General features: G+C 32.9%; 17 protein-coding genes. 1 reads left to right on the plus strand and 16 read right to left on the minus strand.

The window, feature by feature from the left end:
• Positions 1-144 precede the first annotated feature (144 nt).
• Complete coding sequence (locus V5784_RS05425; RefSeq protein ID WP_336888042.1) at positions 145-519, plus strand: transposase; 375 nt, start codon at positions 145-147, stop codon at positions 517-519.
• Positions 520-1,124: 605 nt separating this feature from the next.
• Here the strand turns inward: V5784_RS05425 and V5784_RS05430 are convergent.
• The 16 genes from V5784_RS05430 to V5784_RS05505 all read right to left on the minus strand — a co-directional run bounded on the left by V5784_RS05430 (position 1,125) and on the right by V5784_RS05505 (position 15,585).
• Positions 1,125-1,685 carry a hypothetical protein gene (locus V5784_RS05430; protein ID WP_336888026.1) on the minus strand — a complete coding sequence of 187 codons (561 nt, stop codon included), beginning with the start codon at positions 1,683-1,685 and terminating at the stop codon, positions 1,125-1,127.
• A gap of 293 nt (positions 1,686-1,978) precedes the next feature.
• Positions 1,979-2,287: a YiiD C-terminal domain-containing protein gene (locus tag V5784_RS05435; protein WP_336888027.1), complete on the minus strand. Its 309-nt coding sequence runs from the start codon at positions 2,285-2,287 to the stop codon at positions 1,979-1,981.
• 57 nt (positions 2,288-2,344) lie between these two features.
• Positions 2,345-2,866, minus strand: a complete 522-nt coding sequence (locus V5784_RS05440; RefSeq protein ID WP_336888028.1) for a malonyl-[acyl-carrier protein] O-methyltransferase BioC — start codon at positions 2,864-2,866, stop codon at positions 2,345-2,347.
• Entirely contained in the window at positions 2,863-3,000 is a 138-nt protein-coding gene (locus V5784_RS05445; protein WP_336888029.1) for a hypothetical protein, read from the minus strand. The genes V5784_RS05440 and V5784_RS05445 overlap by 4 nt, the downstream gene beginning before the upstream one ends.
• Positions 3,001-3,058: 58 nt before the next feature.
• Complete coding sequence (gene bioB, locus V5784_RS05450) at positions 3,059-4,033, minus strand: biotin synthase BioB (RefSeq protein WP_336888030.1); 975 nt, start codon at positions 4,031-4,033, stop codon at positions 3,059-3,061.
• A gap of 42 nt (positions 4,034-4,075) precedes the next feature.
• Entirely contained in the window at positions 4,076-5,389 is a 1,314-nt protein-coding gene (locus tag V5784_RS05455; RefSeq protein ID WP_336888031.1) for a sodium:solute symporter family protein, read from the minus strand.
• A 162-nt stretch (positions 5,390-5,551) separates the two neighbouring features.
• Entirely contained in the window at positions 5,552-6,691 is a 1,140-nt protein-coding gene (locus tag V5784_RS05460) for a sodium ion-translocating decarboxylase subunit beta (protein ID WP_336888043.1), read from the minus strand.
• 69 nt (positions 6,692-6,760) lie between these two features.
• Complete coding sequence (locus V5784_RS05465; protein WP_336888032.1) at positions 6,761-7,153, minus strand: biotin/lipoyl-containing protein; 393 nt, start codon at positions 7,151-7,153, stop codon at positions 6,761-6,763.
• A gap of 14 nt (positions 7,154-7,167) precedes the next feature.
• Positions 7,168-7,572: an OadG family protein gene (locus V5784_RS05470; protein ID WP_336888033.1), complete on the minus strand. Its 405-nt coding sequence runs from the start codon at positions 7,570-7,572 to the stop codon at positions 7,168-7,170.
• Between the two features lie 18 nt (positions 7,573-7,590).
• Positions 7,591-9,138 (minus strand): carboxyl transferase domain-containing protein, encoded by a 1,548-nt coding sequence (locus V5784_RS05475; RefSeq protein WP_336888034.1) that lies wholly within the window; start codon positions 9,136-9,138, stop codon positions 7,591-7,593.
• Between the two features lie 14 nt (positions 9,139-9,152).
• Positions 9,153-9,563, minus strand: coding sequence for a methylmalonyl-CoA epimerase (gene mce / locus V5784_RS05480; protein ID WP_336888035.1), 411 nt, complete (start codon positions 9,561-9,563; stop codon positions 9,153-9,155).
• A gap of 15 nt (positions 9,564-9,578) precedes the next feature.
• Positions 9,579-10,517 carry a methylmalonyl Co-A mutase-associated GTPase MeaB gene (gene meaB, locus V5784_RS05485; protein WP_336888036.1) on the minus strand — a complete coding sequence of 313 codons (939 nt, stop codon included), beginning with the start codon at positions 10,515-10,517 and terminating at the stop codon, positions 9,579-9,581.
• Positions 10,518-10,528: 11 nt separating this feature from the next.
• On the minus strand, positions 10,529-10,933 hold the full coding sequence (locus V5784_RS05490) for a cobalamin B12-binding domain-containing protein (protein WP_336888037.1): 405 nt from the start codon (positions 10,931-10,933) through the stop codon (positions 10,529-10,531).
• A gap of 20 nt (positions 10,934-10,953) precedes the next feature.
• Positions 10,954-12,630, minus strand: coding sequence for a methylmalonyl-CoA mutase family protein (locus V5784_RS05495; RefSeq protein ID WP_336888038.1), 1,677 nt, complete (start codon positions 12,628-12,630; stop codon positions 10,954-10,956).
• A gap of 31 nt (positions 12,631-12,661) precedes the next feature.
• Positions 12,662-14,161: an acetyl-CoA hydrolase/transferase family protein gene (locus tag V5784_RS05500; protein ID WP_336888039.1), complete on the minus strand. Its 1,500-nt coding sequence runs from the start codon at positions 14,159-14,161 to the stop codon at positions 12,662-12,664.
• Between the two features lie 62 nt (positions 14,162-14,223).
• Positions 14,224-15,585, minus strand: a complete 1,362-nt coding sequence (locus V5784_RS05505; protein WP_336888040.1) for a hypothetical protein — start codon at positions 15,583-15,585, stop codon at positions 14,224-14,226.
• Between the last annotated feature and the right edge of the window lie 436 nt (positions 15,586-16,021).

Consider the following 16,021-nt stretch of genomic DNA (forward strand, 5'->3'; position numbering starts at 1 on the left):
AAAAAATATTTGAAGAAAATGATATTGAAAATATTTCTGATGCATAAAATATTCTCGTGATATCTCTGATATCGAAGATAAAATAATATCTATGTATGGGCATGGTATGTCCACTTCTGACATCAATGAACATCTCTTCAAGAGATCTATGGGTTATCTTTCTCTACCTCTCAAATAAGCCGAATTACAGATAAAATTTTAGTCAAAGTTGAAGAATGGAAAAATAGACCATTAAAAGCTTGTTATCCTTTTGTTTTTCTTGATGCGACTTGCTTTAATGTGAAGTCAAATGGCAAGATAATAAAAAAAGCTGCTTACGTTATTGTAGGAATTGACTTAGAAGGTCAGAAAGATATATTAAGTATTACTATTGGAGAAATCGAATCATCAAAATTATGGCTAAAAGAATTAGATTCTCTTAAATTCAGAGGTTTTCAAGAAATATTTATTGCTTCTGTTGATGGATTGCCTGGTTTTAAAGATGCTATTAATGCTTTATATCCTGAAACTAAAGTTTAAAGGTGTGTAGTTCATCAAATAAGAAATACTCTTAGATTCCTTAATTACAAAGAGAGGAATCTTTTGCGCAAGAACTAAAAGAAGTTTACAAAGCTATAGATGAAAAAACAGGTTATACAGCCCTAGAAAATCTTTCACCTGAATACCCTGAATATTCATCAGCACTTAAATCTTGGTATACCCATTGGACTGAATTAAGCTGTTTCTTTGAGTATCCACAAGAGATAAGAAGAATGATGTATACAATAAACGCAATTGAAAGTATTAATAGCCAATTTAAAAGGATAAGTAGATCTAAGGCAATCTTTCCTACTGATGAATCGTTAGAAAAAATACTTTATTTAGTAACCTAAATATATCTAAAAAATGGACTCAAAAGGTATGATCTTGGGAAATAATATTAAGAATGTTAGTAATTATTTATCCAGAACAGGTAGAAAAATATATCTAAAAAGAGAGCAGTTTCAACAGCTCTCCCTTTAATAGTTAAGAATTGGATTTACACGTAATTCGGGATAGACCCACTCCTATTAAATTTAGGAATTCCCACATAAAAAAATCATATTATAAAAAATTATTGAATTTTTAAATTTGCACAAGTCTAGTTATAGAGTAACTTTTTTTAAACTTTTTTTCTTGAATTCGAAAGGTCCAGGAAGCGGATAGACTGTTTTACCATAAGCAGTATTTACTACGATAGCTGATGCAAGATAAATTGCAACTATTCCAGCAGTCAAAAATCCCCATGCTGGTATAACTGCATAAGTTCTTGGTAAAACTCCTAAATCCATTAATGTAACGAATGGCAAAGATACGTCTAATGCCAATATTACAATGGTAAGTAATCTAGTACTTTTAAAAAATGCCGGCGTCCAAAGAATTAAAGATAATGTTAATACCATCCATGCCCATCCATCGATACGGGCATCAAATACTATACCTTTTTGAATCATATTAAATTTCATTATCATCCCCATACCACTAACGAGCATAAAAAATGCACTGAAGAATAAAAATGTATTTCCTCCAGTATTATTTCCTTGTTTTAAATCTAAAAGTGCAACTACAAACTGAACTACAAAACCACCTAAAAGCCACACTCCAAGTAATGGCAACGCGTCATGTGTTACTCTACCACTTAAAGTATAGCAAAGAAACCAAAACATGCAACTGCTAAAGCTACTAAGCCCGCTGGTGTTGGATTTGCCCACTCTTTTATTTTGTTTTCTTGACTCATTTTAATTCCCCCTCTTTCCCTTACCTAAATAATTACAATATTTATAGTCATATATTTCATAGTAGAAGTGATCCATCACTCACATTTTTTTACTGCAACAAATTCTTCTGTAAATTCAGCCAAAATTTCACAGGAATTTTCATGTTTTAAGACAGCATTAACTATGATCCGTCCTTTCCCAAATTTATTATATATTTTTTCAAATTTCATTATATCCTTTTTTCAAAGAGGGTCTGTAATTGCAATATAATCTTTTATCACTGGTTTTATAAAATTAATGTTACTTGTTTTTACAAGGATAACAGCACTAGGGTCAATGTTTTCTAATAAAATTTTAACTCTACTCCAACCTGCCAAAGTTAAGATAGACGAAATACTTCCTCCAAAAACTGAATTAGTATGGTTAGTATGTTTTTTATGTTCTCCAGAAACAATTACTTGATTATCTTCTATTTTTTTAATAATAAAGTCCATTTCTTTTACAATAGGTATCCTTTCTATAATATATTTTTGAAGTTCATTTTTATTCATAGTAGTCTCCTCGTATTTTGTTTTAAACACTAACACTTTTTAGTGATAAATGAAATTTTAATTTTCACAAATAAAATACTCAACTTTATAGGTTAACTCTTTTGACAAATAACTCCTCATCTTTTTCACATTTGTCTGACCTATCCCTGTCACCCCTGTATTTTTAAGGTGTCTTAATCCTTCTATAGGAGTATCAAAGGTTAATTTAAATTCCTTTTCATATCCTTTGACATTTTTAAAATAAGAAGTTAAAAGAGCTTTTAATTCTTTCATATCTAAATATTTTAATGAGATTCCGAAGTGATCTGAAATTTCCGTTAAATTTCCCTTTATATAGATGGAAAATACCAAAGTACCTGAAATATTGAATATTTTTTCAAACAATTTTTTTATATCTTCTATCCATTGAAAAACTGAACTAGATACAATTAAATCACTTTTTTTTATATCTAATTTTTCAATATCTCCTCCTATAAATTCTATAAAAGGAAAAACTTTTATATATTCTTCACTCTCTAAATATTTTTCATTGACTGTTAGACCTTGATATTTTAAATTTTTTACTATATTTTTAGTCAAAATACCAGTCCCAGCACCAATCTCAAAAATAGTGTTATATTTTTTTTAGGAACTAAACCTATTAATTCCATTGCAACAATCTTTTGAATATGAGCATTTTCTTCGTATTTATCAAATTTTTTATCAAAATTCATTCAATATCTCTCCTTAGCTATTCATCTATTAAAAGATTAGTACTATTTTTCTTTAATTTTATTCCCATAACTTCTTAATACTATCTATAAGATTAAAATCTTCTTGGGAGTCTCTACCTTTAGTTGTTAAGTAACCACCAACAAGCATCCCGTTAGCACCGCTTAAAAAAGCCATACCGGTAAAATCTTTTAAGATACTTTCTCTTCCAGCGCCTATTTTTATTACTTTATCTTTGAATATAATTCTATATATAGCAATAGTTTTTAAGATTTCATCCATAGAAAGATGTTTTCTTTCTCCATGAGGCGTTCCAGAGATTGGATTAAGAATATTTATAGGAATACCATCAACACCTAATTCTTTTAAAGTGTAGGCCATTTCAATTCTATCTTCCCAAGATTCACCCATACCAATTATTCCTCCACTACAAACTTCTAAACCAACTTCTTTAGCAGCTTTTATAGTTTCAATTCTATCTTTTATTTTATGAGTTGTAGCTACAATATCTTCATATGCCCCTACAGAGGTTTGAAGATTACAGTGAAACCTTGTCATTCCTGATTCTTTAAGTTCTAAAAGTTCATCTTTATTTAGAAGTCCAAGTGAGCAACATAAATCTATATTTTTTCCCTTAGATTTTGTATCTTCTAAAAATTTTTTAATATCAGAATAATCTTTAGACCCTTTTTTTATACTCCTACCAGAAGTTATAATCCCAAATTTTGAACTACCTAATTTTTCTGCGTTTATATATTCTTCTGAAAGAACTTCTTTAGTTTTTAAATCATAACTTAATACATTGGTATTGTAATGAACTGATTGAGCACAAAATTTACAATCTTCTTCGCATCTACCAGATTTTGCGTTTGAAATAGTACAAGTATGAACTTTATTTCCACAATATTTTTTTCTTATTTCATTAGCAACTGCAAATAATTCAATAAGTTGAAGACCATTAATTTTAGTAAGGGCTAGAGCTTCTTCTGGAGTTATTTCTCTATCGATAAATTTTCTAATATTAATTTTATTCATATGTTTCTCCTTTATTTTTATTTTATAGTTAACTATTTGTATTTATGCTTTTTTAAATCTGGGAATAATTAATATAGTTAAATTAATAAGAAAAGAAGAAATAATTATCATATTTCCTGTAGTTCCTCCCATTAATTTACCATAAAGAGCCAAACTCCCTCCAAATAAAATGCCTAATAATGCATATATTTTTTCACATCTATATCCTAAAATCCCTAGCAAACACGGGACTATAAAAGCTCCTGAGTAAACTGCTAAAGCAAGTAACAATGTAGGTAAGATAAAAGTAAATCGTAGTGCTACTAATATAGAAAATAAACCAAAAATAAGAATAAATATTCTAGTTAATTTAATAGCTTTCTCATCTCTTAGATCTTTTATAAAAATTTGTGCAAAGATGGAAGAGGCAGTTAATAAAGTTGTATCTGCTGAAGAAATAACTGCTGATAATAATCCAAAATAAAGTAAAATTATTATTGGCTGAGGTAATACTTTATCTGCTAAAAACATCAATACCGATCCTTTGACGATATCAACACCATAATTTGAGCTCACATAAACTCCTATCCCTGCTAAGATAAATCCTAATGGAATTAGAATTAAAATTGATAATTTAATAGCTTTTTTAGCTGTTTTTTTATCTCGTGCACAAAATATTCTAGAGTAGATATCTGGTCCTACTATAAAAGTCGACGAATAAGTAAGAATCATAATAAAAAGATCTAAAAAACCAAATTTTTCATTGATCATTCCTATTCCACTCATATTTCCACCATTTTTTAAAGTATAAGTAAAACAAAGAATCACACCAACAATTATAAAAATAAATTGAATGAAATCTGTTTTAATAATAGATAACTGTCCACCTAAAAATGTATAAACAATAAACACCAACCCACTTATAATTACCGCAGTAGAATAATTCATATCTACAAAAATCGAGACTATTTTAGCTGATCCAATTATCTGAGCTGCAACTATACCTATCCATGCAATAGGTATAATAACAGAAGAAAGAATTTTTACTTCTTTTCCATAAAATTCTCCCATTAATTCTGGGAGATTATAGCTTTTGTATTTATTTAGTTTATCTATCAAAGGTAAAAGACCTAAAAGACCTAAAGCAGCACAGAGCATAAACCAAGACCCAGCCCATCCATTAACATAGGAAAAATTTATACTCCCAATAATTGCAGAACTTCCAAGGACTGTAGCCAAAAGACTTCCTGCTATTTCTCTAACTCCAGCTTTTTTCCCAGCTACAAAATAGTCTTTTGGTCCTTTTATCTTTTTATAAGAACTATATCCTATAAAAATAACTATAAAAAAATATAGGCTTAAAATTAATTGATTCATATAGTCACTCCTAAGTAAAATATATATATTAGGTGGCGTACTCTTCAATGAAGTACACCACCTAATATAAAATGTAAATTTATGCTGTAGTATTAAATACTTTTTGATTTCAGTTATTTTTTATCAAAATCTTAGTCTGTCTTTTATTTGAGAAACTTTCTTCTAACCAAATAGTGAAAGTAGTACCCCTGCTGATACAGCAGATCCTATTACACCAGATACATTTGGTCCCATAGCATGCATCAGAAGGAAATTTGATGGGTCAGCTCTCTGTCCTTCTACCTGTGATACCCTTGCCGCCATTGGTACTGCTGATACTCCTGCTGATCCAATTAATGGATTAATAGGTGTACTACTCAGTTTATTCATAAGTTTGGCAAGTAATACTCCTGATCCTGTTCCAATTGCAAAAGCCGCTACTCCAAGTCCTAATATAACTAATGTTTCTATCTTAAGGAATGCTTCAGCTGTAGCTGTGGCCCCAACTGTTATACCTAGGAAGATAGTTATTATATTGATAAGTGCATTCTTAGATGTATCTTCAAGTCTTCCTACTACACCACATTCTCTGAATATGTTTCCAAGCATCAACATACCGATTAGAGTTGCTGCTGGAGGGACTATTAGAGATACTAAGATAGTAACTACTATAGGAAAAATTACCTTCTCTCTTTTAGTTACTATTCTCATCTGTGACATCTTTATCTTTCTTTCTTTTTCAGTTGTTAGAGCTCTCATGATAGGCGGCTGGATGATTGGTACAAGCGCCATATACGAATAAGCTGCTACTGCTATTGGTCCCATTAGATGCGGAGCCAGTTTTGAAGAAAGGAAGATTGCAGTAGGTCCGTCTGCTCCTCCGATAATTCCGATTGAAGCGGCTTCTTGAGCTGTAAACAGTCCAGAAGATATGGCTCCAAAGAAAGTAACGAAGATTCCAAATTGAGCTGCTGCTCCAAGAAAAAGTGACTTAGGGTTTGCAATTAACGGACCAAAATCTGTCATTGCCCCTACACCCATAAAGATTAATGGAGGAAAGATCCCTAAATGGTCACCTTGAAAAAGGTAATAAAGTAATCCTCCAGGCTCTGCTGTATGTATTATATACTGAATAGCTCCTGTGGATGAAATGTGTTCTTTTACGTCCATCAAAGGTTCTGCCATCATACCGGCAAATGGAAGGTTGGTAAGAAGCATACCAAAAGAGATAGGAACCAATAATAGAGGTTCAAATTTTTTTACTATAGCAAGGTATAAGAGGGTAAGGGCAACTATTATCATTGCGATGGAACCCATATTCATACCGAAGAAACCTGTACTTTTATAAAATTCTATCAAAGCGTGTAACATAACTATGTCCTCCTTTAATTATTAAGATAATACTACTAATACATCACCTGCATTAACTGATTCACCTTGTTCTGCATGAATATTTGTCAAAATTCCGTCACATGTTGCCCTTATTTCGTTTTCCATTTTCATAGCTTCTAAGATTAAAAGAGTTTCGCCTTTTGAAACTGCATCTCCTACTGATTTAAAAATTTTTGTAATAGTTCCAGGCATAGGTGCAGTTACAGATTCTCCGCCAGTACTTACAGGTGCAGCTTTTGCTTTTTTAGGAGTAACTTTTTGTCTAATAGCTACAGGTTGTGGCGCAGCTCTTACAGTTTTTTTAGGTGTAACAATATCAGTAACTTCCTCTAATATTTCTTCGATTTCAACCTTATATTCTACATCGTTTACATAAACTCTAAAATTTTTCATGATAACCTCCAAAGTTATAATCTGTTATTTATTTGTTCTACAATTCCAAGTTGACCCCATGGGCTGTGTTCATTGTTTACTCTTTTTATATTTCTTATGACGATTTTTTTATTTTTATTTGCTGCTAACTTTGTTGCAAGAGCTATAACTATAGCAGCAACCACATCTTCATCATTATTATCAGGTATAACTTCTTCAACTTCTTTTTTTTCAGAAATTTTAATTTCTGGCTTTTTTTCTTTTTCAACAAGAACCTTAGCCATTATATCGATTACGCACTTTAGCGCAACAAGAGATACAAAGGTTATACCCATTCCAAGAACCACAGTAAATCCTACAGCAAGAAATTTATCTCCTGTTGAAAGGGTTTGGATAGTTTCTGGATTTTTAAAAATCACCATAATTTCATTTATTGTCATAATATATTCACATCCTTTCTATAGTGGTATATTTCCATGTTTTTTAGAAGGCATCTTTTCTCTCTTCCCTTCAAGCATATTAAAGGCATCTATAACCCTTTGTCTTGTAGTTTTAGGTTCTATTACATCATCAACAAAACCTCTTTCAGCAGCCTTATAAGGCGTTGCAAATTCATTTGTATATTCCTCTAATCTCTGTGCTGTCATAGCAACTGGATCTTCAGCATTTTTAATATCATTTTTAAAGATTATATTTACAGCACCCTTTGGTCCCATAACTGCTATCTCTGCTGTAGGCCATGCTAAAACCATATCTGCACCAATAGATTTTGAACACATTGCCACATATGCTCCTCCATAAGCTTTTCTTGTAATAAGAGTAACTTTTGGTACTGTAGCTTCACTATAAGCATAAAGTATTTTAGCACCATGTCTAATAATACCTCCATATTCTTGAGTAGATCCAGGAAGGAATCCAGGAACATCTACTATAGTAAGAAGAGGAATATTAAATGCATCACATGTTCTTATAAATCTTGCTGATTTATCTCCTGCATTAAGATCTAAACAACCTGCCATGTGTTGAGGTTGATTTGCAACAATTCCTACTGATTGTCCATTTATTCTAGCAAAACACGTAACTATATTTTTAGCAAAATAAGGTTGATACTCCATATAATCTCCATCATCCACTAAATGAGATATCAACTCAAGCATAGAATAAGCTTTATTTGGATTATCAGGAATAATAGTTGTAAATGCATCTACTTCTCTATTAAGGTCGTCTTGTATTTCTTTTCTAGGAGCTTTTTCCATATTATTTGATGGAAGAAAATCAACTAATCTTCTTATTTCTTCTAGACACTCTTCCTCGGTTTGAGAAAGAAAATGTACATTTCCACTTACACTATTATGGGTCATAGCTCCACCTAGAGCCTCAGCAGTAATCTCTTCTCCAGTAACTGTTTTAATTACTGCTGGACCTGTGATAAACATTTGTGATGTTTTTTCTACCATAAAAATAAAGTCTGTAAGTGCAGGAGAATAAACTGCTCCACCAGCACATGGCCCCATTATGGCTGATATCTGTGGAATTACACCAGAATAGATAGAATTTCTATAAAATATATCTCCATATCCAGAAAGAGCATCTACACCTTCTTGAATTCTTGCCCCTCCAGAATCGTTTATTCCAATAAGAGGTGCTCCTATTTTAGTAGCGTTATCCATTACTTTTACTATTTTTTTAGCATGCATCTCTCCAAGAGCTCCACCTGTAATTGTAAAATCTTGAGAAAAAGCATATACTACTCTTCCATTTATAGAACCATAACCAGTTACTACTGATTCTGCTTCAAGACCAGATTTATCTAGGCCAAAGTTAGTACAACGTAATTTAACAAAAGCATCCAATTCGATGAAAGTTCCTGAATCAAAAAGTAATTCAAGTCTTTCTCTGGCAGTTAATTTTCCTTTTGCATGTTGTTTTTCTATTCTTTTAACTCCTCCCCCAAGGGATATCTTTTCTTTTTTTTCAATTAAGTTTTTAGTCTTTGTCATAGACATAAGTTATTTCCTCCTTAGATATCTTTTCTCTCACATAATTCTACAAGAACTCCGTTAGTTCCTTTAGGATGCATAAATGCTATTTTAGCTCCACCAGCACCATATCTAGGAGATTCATCGATCATTCTGTATCCTTTTTCCATCATGTAACTAATTGCAGAGTCTATATTTTCGACTTTAAAAGCAAGATGTTGTACTCCCTCTCCTTTTTTGGCTATGTACTTTGCAATAGGTCCATCATCGTGAGTAGATTCTAACAATTCCAACTCTGTATCTCCCAATGGAAGAAATGCAACTTTTACTTTTTGATCTTCTACTACCTCTGTACTTGTTACATTAATTCCCATTACGTTTTGATAAAAATCAGCAACCTCATCGATATTTTTTACTGCTATTCCTATATGATCTAATTTCATGGCTTTCATGTTGATTTCCCTCCCTTATTTAATATTTAATCTATTTAAAATAGTTTCCACAGCTGAATATGGATTATTTTTTCTTTCAACTACTTCTTTAGATAACAGCTCTAAAAGTTTATCATCATGTGTTTTTTCTAATAATTTTTTGTGTATCTTTTCTCTTACAATACTTAATAGTTCATTTTTTTTATTTTCAATTCGTCTATTCATTCCACTTCCACTAGTTTTCATATAAGTTTTATGATTTAATATAGATTCTATAATCTCATTTATTCCTTCACTGTTTACAGCTTCTGCCATAATAACAGGAGGTGTCCAATCAGAAGTTTTATAGCTCAACATTGCACCAATCTCTCTGGCTGTTTTTCTTGCTCCGTCTCTATCAGCTTTATTAACAACGAAAATATCTCCTATTTCCATTATTCCCGCTTTTAGAGCCTGAATATCATCCCCTAGTCCAGGAACCATTACCATAAGTGTCGTATCACAAGATTTTACAATATCTATTTCTGATTGACCTACTCCTACAGTTTCTATAAATATATAATCACAACCAAAAATATCTAGAATATCAGTAGCTATTCCTGTAGCTTCAGATATTCCACCTAAATTTCCTCTAGCTCCCATAGATCTAATGAAAACTCCAGAATCAGTATTAAGATCACTCATTCTCACTCTATCACCTAGGATAGCTCCACCTGTAAAAGGACTGGTTGGGTCAACTGCAATTACTCCTACTTTTTTGTTCTTGAGTCTAATAGCTTTTACCAATTTATCTGTAAGAGTACTTTTCCCTGCCCCAGGAGGGCCGGTAACACCTATAACAAAGGCGTTACCACTTTTAGCATATAGATCTTTTATTATATTGGCAGCTTGAGGATCTCCATTTTCAGCTAGAGTAATCAATCTTGCCGCAGCTCTTTTATTCCCATTTAAAAGTTTCTCTTTTATATTTTCCATAAATTATACACCTATCTTTTTATATTACTTCTGATATATTCAATAGTTATTCCTGTAGGTGTTCCTGGAGTAAATACTTCTGCTACTCCATTTTCTTTCAATGTTGGAATGTCCTCATCAGGAATAACTCCACCTGCTATAAATAACATATCTTCAGCATCATTTTCAGCTAATAATTTATTGATTTTTGGAAGTAGAGTGTTATGAGCTCCAGATAAAATACTTACAGCGACACAATCAACATCTTCTTGAACAGCAGCATTAACTATCTGCTCAGGAGTTTGTCTAAGTCCTGTATAAATTACTTCCATTCCTGCATCTCTTAATGCTCTAGCTATTATTTTTGCTCCTCTATCATGTCCATCAAGCCCTGGCTTTGCAACCAATACTCTTATAGGTCTATCTACCTTTTCCATTATTTTCCTCCTTCAAATTATTATAAATTTACACTCTGTTGATATTCTCCAAACACTTCACGCATTACTCCACAAATTTCTCCAAGAGTTGCGTACGCTTTTACCGCTACTAAAATATAAGGCATTACATTTTCAGTACCTTCACAAGCTGTTTTTAAGTTAGCAAGAGCTACCTCTACATCAACAGAGTTTCTTTTTTCTTTTAGTGTTACTAACTTATCCTTTTGCATCTGACCAACAATTGGATCAACTCTTAGTAGTCCTGTTGGAGCGGCTTCTTTAATTTGAAACTCATTCATTCCAACAATGATTCTTTCATTGCTTTCGATCTCTTTTTGATATGTGTAAGCTGCATCCATGATCTCTTCCTGAATATAACCTTTTTCTATTGCTGCAGGAGCTCCTCCAAGTTCATCAATTTTTTTGATATACTCCATAGCTCTTTTCTCTATTTCATCTGTTTTAGCTTCGATATAGTAAGATCCACCTAATGGATCGATGGTATTAGTTACTCCACTTTCATGAGCTACTATCTGCTGAGTTCTAAGAGCCACTCTTACAGAATCTTCCGTAGGAAGAGCCAGTGCTTCATCTTTAGAGTTAGTATGTAATGACTGAGTTCCACCCATTACTGCAGCAAGAGTTTGGATAGCTACTCTTACGATATTGTTTTCAGGTTGCTGAGCTGTCAGTGTAGAACCACCAGTCTGAGTATGGAATTTAAGAGCCATAGATTTTTCGTTTTTCGCTCCAAATCTTTCTTTCATTATTCTAGCCCATAGTCTTCTTGCAGCTCTGTACTTAGATACCTCTTCTAAAAGATCGTTATGAGCATTGAAGAAGAATGATAGTCTAGGAGCAAATGCATCAACATCAAGACCAGCTGCTATAGCAGCTTCTACGTACGCTATACCATCAGCTAGTGTGAACCCTACTTCCTGAGCTGCTGTAGATCCTGCTTCTCTTATATGATACCCAGAGATACTGATTGTATTCCACTGAGGGACATCTGTAGAACAATATTCAAAGATATTAGTAATTAGTCTCATTGATGGATTTGGTGGGAAGATATATGTTCCTCTTGCGATGTATTCCTTTAGAATATCATTTTGTATAGTTCCTCTCAGTTTTTCTGCACTAACTCCTTGCTTTTCCGCTACAGCTATATACATAGCAAGTAATACAGTTGCAGGAGCGTTTATTGTCATAGAAGTACTTACTTTATCTAATGAAATGTCTCTAAATAGAATTTCCATATCTGCAAGGGAATCAATTGCTACTCCTACTTTTCCTACTTCTCCTTCTGCAAGAGTATGGTCTGAATCATATCCTATCTGTGTAGGAAGGTCAAAAGCTACTGAAAGTCCTTTAGAACCTTGTTCAATAAGGAATTTATATCTTTGATTAGATTCTTCTGCTGTAGCAAACCCTGCATACATTCTCATGGTCCATAATCTACCTCTGTACATTGTAGGTTGTACTCCCCTTGTATAAGGATATTCTCCAGGGAAACCAACGTTTTCTTGATAATTTGAATTAGCAACATCACATGGAGTATATAATCTGTTTACTGTGTCTCCAGAACCTGTAAAGAAGTTTTTAAGTCTCTCAGGTCTCTTTTGTAAAGATTTTTCTGTCTTTTCATTAAATACATTGTACTTACTTTCAATATCTTGGATTTTTTCTTTGTTATACATTTGTGATCCTCCTTAGTTAAAAATTATACATTTAAATTTTCATACTACCAGTTTTTATAAATCTGTCATGCCATGAAAGGGCTTCGCCTATAACGTGTGGCTCATGCCCTCCTGAAGCCTCTTCTGCTTTTGCAGTATAAGCATAAAGTTGTTCCTTGTAATCAGGGTGAGCACAATTTTTAATAATAGATTCAGCTCTTTCTCTAGGATCTAATCCTCTAAGATCGGCTATCCCCTGCTCAGTAACAATTACTTGTACGTCATGTTCTGTATGATCTACATGAGATACCATAGGAACGATAGATGACACATTACCACCTTTAGCTGTAGAGACAGTTGTGTAGATAGAAATGTAAGCATTTCTTGTGAAGTCACCTGAACCGCCTAATCCATTCATCATTCTAGTCCCCATAATATTAGTTGAATTAACATGACCATAGATATCTACCTCTATAGCTGTATTCATAGAGATTACCCCTAGTTGTCTTGCGATTGAAGGGTTATTTGATATCTCCATAGGTCTTAATACACAATATTTAGAATAGTGCTCTATATTATTTAAAAGCTTTTTAAGACCATCTTTAGAGGGTGTAAATGCAGTACCAGATACAACTTTTACTTTTCCAGCATCGATAAGGTCAAACATAGAATCTTGTATAACCTCTGTATAACATGAAAGGTTTTCAAACTTCGAATCTACCAGTCCACTAAGAACAGCATTAGCTACCGATCCAACTCCAGACTGTAATGGAAGAAGGTTTTCAGGAAGTCTTCCCTTTTCTACCTCACCTTCAAAAAACTTGATTATATGTTTAGATATCATCTTTGAATCTTTGTCGATCGACCCAAGAGGTCTTACATTGTCTGGAATATCTGAATGAACGATTGCAACAATCTTTTCAGGATCACATTCCATATAAGTCGTACCGATTCTGTCTCCAGGACCCTTGATAGGAATAGGCTCTCTAAAAGGAGGATTTTTCGTCATATAGATATCGTGGATACCTTCTAAAGCTAATGGTTGACTTGTATTTATTTCTATAATTACCATATCAGCATTTTTTAAAGCTTGTGGAGAGATTCCAACAGATGTAGAAGGTATTATTCCTCCATCTTCAGTGATAGCTATAGCTTCTACAATTGCAACATCTATATTACCAAAGAAACCATAGTTCATCATCTGAGGAACATGAGATAGGTGCATATCCTGATATTTGATAACTCCGGCGTTGATTCCTTTTCTTAGGTCTTTATTTGTTTGGTATGGGAAACGTCTTGCAATGGCTCCCACTCTAGCAAGAGCACCGTCCAATTCATCTCCTACAGATGCCCCTGTAATAAGAGTAAGCTCCATCTTCTCACCAGTTTCTTTTACCCTTTTTGCTATAGCCAGTGGAACAGCTTTTGGATACCCAGATGGTGTAAATCCACTTGTTGCTATTACCATATTTGGTTTTATGATGTTAGCAGCTTCATCAGCACTCATTATTTTGCTCATCAGATCTTTTCTTCTAATTCTTTCCTTTAACATATCTTAACCTCCTAATATAATTTAGAAATCAATTACTTTTGATGGGTGTTGACAAAATGTGTTTACATTGGCAATTTGTGAAGAATAATTGTGAACAGCACCATTCCAAACAATGCAAACGGATATGTAGCACCGTATCCAGCAGCAGGGTCATCTGAACCAACAGCATCGATAGCTACACCTAGTCCTGGAGTAGAAGTCATACCTCCACAAATAGCACCAGAAAGCATGATCCAGTTAATTTTTAATACATACTTCCCAAAGATAAATCCTATAAGCATAGATATTAAACCAACAGTTATAGATACAACTGCAAGATACATACCTGAACCTGAAAGAGAATCAATAACTGCAAATCCATATCTAAGACCTACAATAGCCAGGAAGAAAGCAAGTCCCATGTCTCTTATTACTCCAAGAATTTTTTTGTCCATTCTGAAGTTTAAGAAACCAATTCTACCGATATATCCAAGGACAAGAGATGCAATAAGAACTCCTCCTGTAGACCCTAGACTAAAGTATCCCAGTGGTCCTAGGTAAATTTTTATCATTCCAAAGGTATAACCTATCCCACAGGCCAGAGCGAAAGCAATAAGATCAAAGGTACAAGGCTCAATATACTTTACATTACTAGCTGCTTCAGCATCTTTCATTTCAGATCTGAAAACTTTAAATTCTTCGTCCACATTTAGTTTAAATAACTTAGGTAAAAATCTCATAGCAAGGATAACGATAACAACTCCAAATGGATATCCGATAGCATGCCCTACTCCAACTCCAGCTTCAGCGTTTACGATGAAAGTATCTATCTGTTCAGGGGTAAGAGATGCAACTTTTGAAGCATCATGTTCAACTGAAGGGTCTATGATACCTAATATTCTGTTCTTATTATATTCGCTAAGATTTTCATAGTCTCCAGACCACTCAACAGCATGCTCCCTAGCTGTTTCTAAAGCCGCAGCAAGACCTGGTGAACTCGTAAGTGCTCCTGTATATACTCCAGAAACTTCATAAGGATTCCCAGTATCACCTATAAGAGCCATAACATATGTTGTTCCTGCTCCTAAAAATGTAATAAGGAAACCTAAGATAATAAATTTAGCTCCGTATTTCTTTATAATAATAGCTATCTTGTCTGCAGCAAGAAGTCCCACAGCTGCAACAAAAAGAATAAGGAATAACAAAAAGAAACCTTTATCTACAACATTAACTTCCAATAAATTTTTAGCGGCTTTTACATTTCCTTCACCGCTTGCAATAACATTATTTGCAACTTTCATAACTGCCCAACCCATACCGAGACCTGTAAAAAGAGCCCCAGAAGTACCTATTTTCAGAGCTTTACCCAACAACAGCCCTGATACTGTAGCTATAAACATAAGCGGGAATGGATTCATCATCCATTTTATTAAATCAAAATTCATATTTCCTCCTTAAGTTTTTAAAAAAATTATAAAATGGCAATTAAAAAAGCTGATTAACATAAGAAAATGAACCTCATAAAAGGCATCATATTCTATTAGTTAGATCAGCTTACATTTATTAATCTTTAAAACAAGGGGTTTCCTTATTTCCTTAATAAACCACTAATTTAAATTTGTTTAAATTTTTATAAAATTTGACTTTCCTTTCATAATAACTAAAAGATGTTATTATGAATTTTTTTATTTTCTTTAATATATTCTTAATGTTATTAATTTAAAAAATTTTAATTTAAACAACTGATGTTTCGCGGTAACAAATTTATTTAGACAGACTTATCCCATGAAAAATTATACTGTTTTTAAATCAGATAATCTTGAAAAGGTTTCTTTTAGTCCTAATAAATAATATTTAGTTTTTAATTAAAAATGATTTGTA

Source organism: Psychrilyobacter sp., assembly GCF_037132775.1.
Lineage (GTDB): Bacteria > Fusobacteriota > Fusobacteriia > Fusobacteriales > Fusobacteriaceae > Psychrilyobacter.

What these genes read in the sequence shown, in the direction of transcription:
- V5784_RS05465 (WP_336888032.1), bottom strand. Translation starts at nt 7,153, where the DNA reads ATGAAAAATTTTAGAGTTTATGTAAACGATGTAGAATATAAGGTTGAA.
- V5784_RS05445 (WP_336888029.1), bottom strand. Translation starts at nt 3,000, where the DNA reads ATGAATTTTGATAAAAAATTTGATAAATACGAAGAAAATGCTCATATT.
- V5784_RS05470 (WP_336888033.1), bottom strand. Translation starts at nt 7,572, where the DNA reads ATGACAATAAATGAAATTATGGTGATTTTTAAAAATCCAGAAACTATC.
- V5784_RS05490 (WP_336888037.1), bottom strand. Translation starts at nt 10,933, where the DNA reads ATGGAAAAGGTAGATAGACCTATAAGAGTATTGGTTGCAAAGCCAGGG.
- V5784_RS05475 (WP_336888034.1), bottom strand. Translation starts at nt 9,138, where the DNA reads ATGTCTATGACAAAGACTAAAAACTTAATTGAAAAAAAAGAAAAGATA.
- V5784_RS05505 (WP_336888040.1), bottom strand. Translation starts at nt 15,585, where the DNA reads ATGAATTTTGATTTAATAAAATGGATGATGAATCCATTCCCGCTTATG.
- bioB (WP_336888030.1), bottom strand. Translation starts at nt 4,033, where the DNA reads ATGAATAAAATTAATATTAGAAAATTTATCGATAGAGAAATAACTCCA.
- meaB (WP_336888036.1), bottom strand. Translation starts at nt 10,517, where the DNA reads ATGGAAAATATAAAAGAGAAACTTTTAAATGGGAATAAAAGAGCTGCG.
- V5784_RS05500 (WP_336888039.1), bottom strand. Translation starts at nt 14,161, where the DNA reads ATGTTAAAGGAAAGAATTAGAAGAAAAGATCTGATGAGCAAAATAATG.
- V5784_RS05460 (WP_336888043.1), bottom strand. Translation starts at nt 6,691, where the DNA reads ATGAATATGGGTTCCATCGCAATGATAATAGTTGCCCTTACCCTCTTA.
- V5784_RS05430 (WP_336888026.1), bottom strand. Translation starts at nt 1,685, where the DNA reads ATGTTTTGGTTTCTTTGCTATACTTTAAGTGGTAGAGTAACACATGAC.
- mce (WP_336888035.1), bottom strand. Translation starts at nt 9,563, where the DNA reads ATGAAAGCCATGAAATTAGATCATATAGGAATAGCAGTAAAAAATATC.
- V5784_RS05455 (WP_336888031.1), bottom strand. Translation starts at nt 5,389, where the DNA reads ATGAATCAATTAATTTTAAGCCTATATTTTTTTATAGTTATTTTTATA.
- V5784_RS05435 (WP_336888027.1), bottom strand. Translation starts at nt 2,287, where the DNA reads ATGAATAAAAATGAACTTCAAAAATATATTATAGAAAGGATACCTATT.
- V5784_RS05495 (WP_336888038.1), bottom strand. Translation starts at nt 12,630, where the DNA reads ATGTATAACAAAGAAAAAATCCAAGATATTGAAAGTAAGTACAATGTA.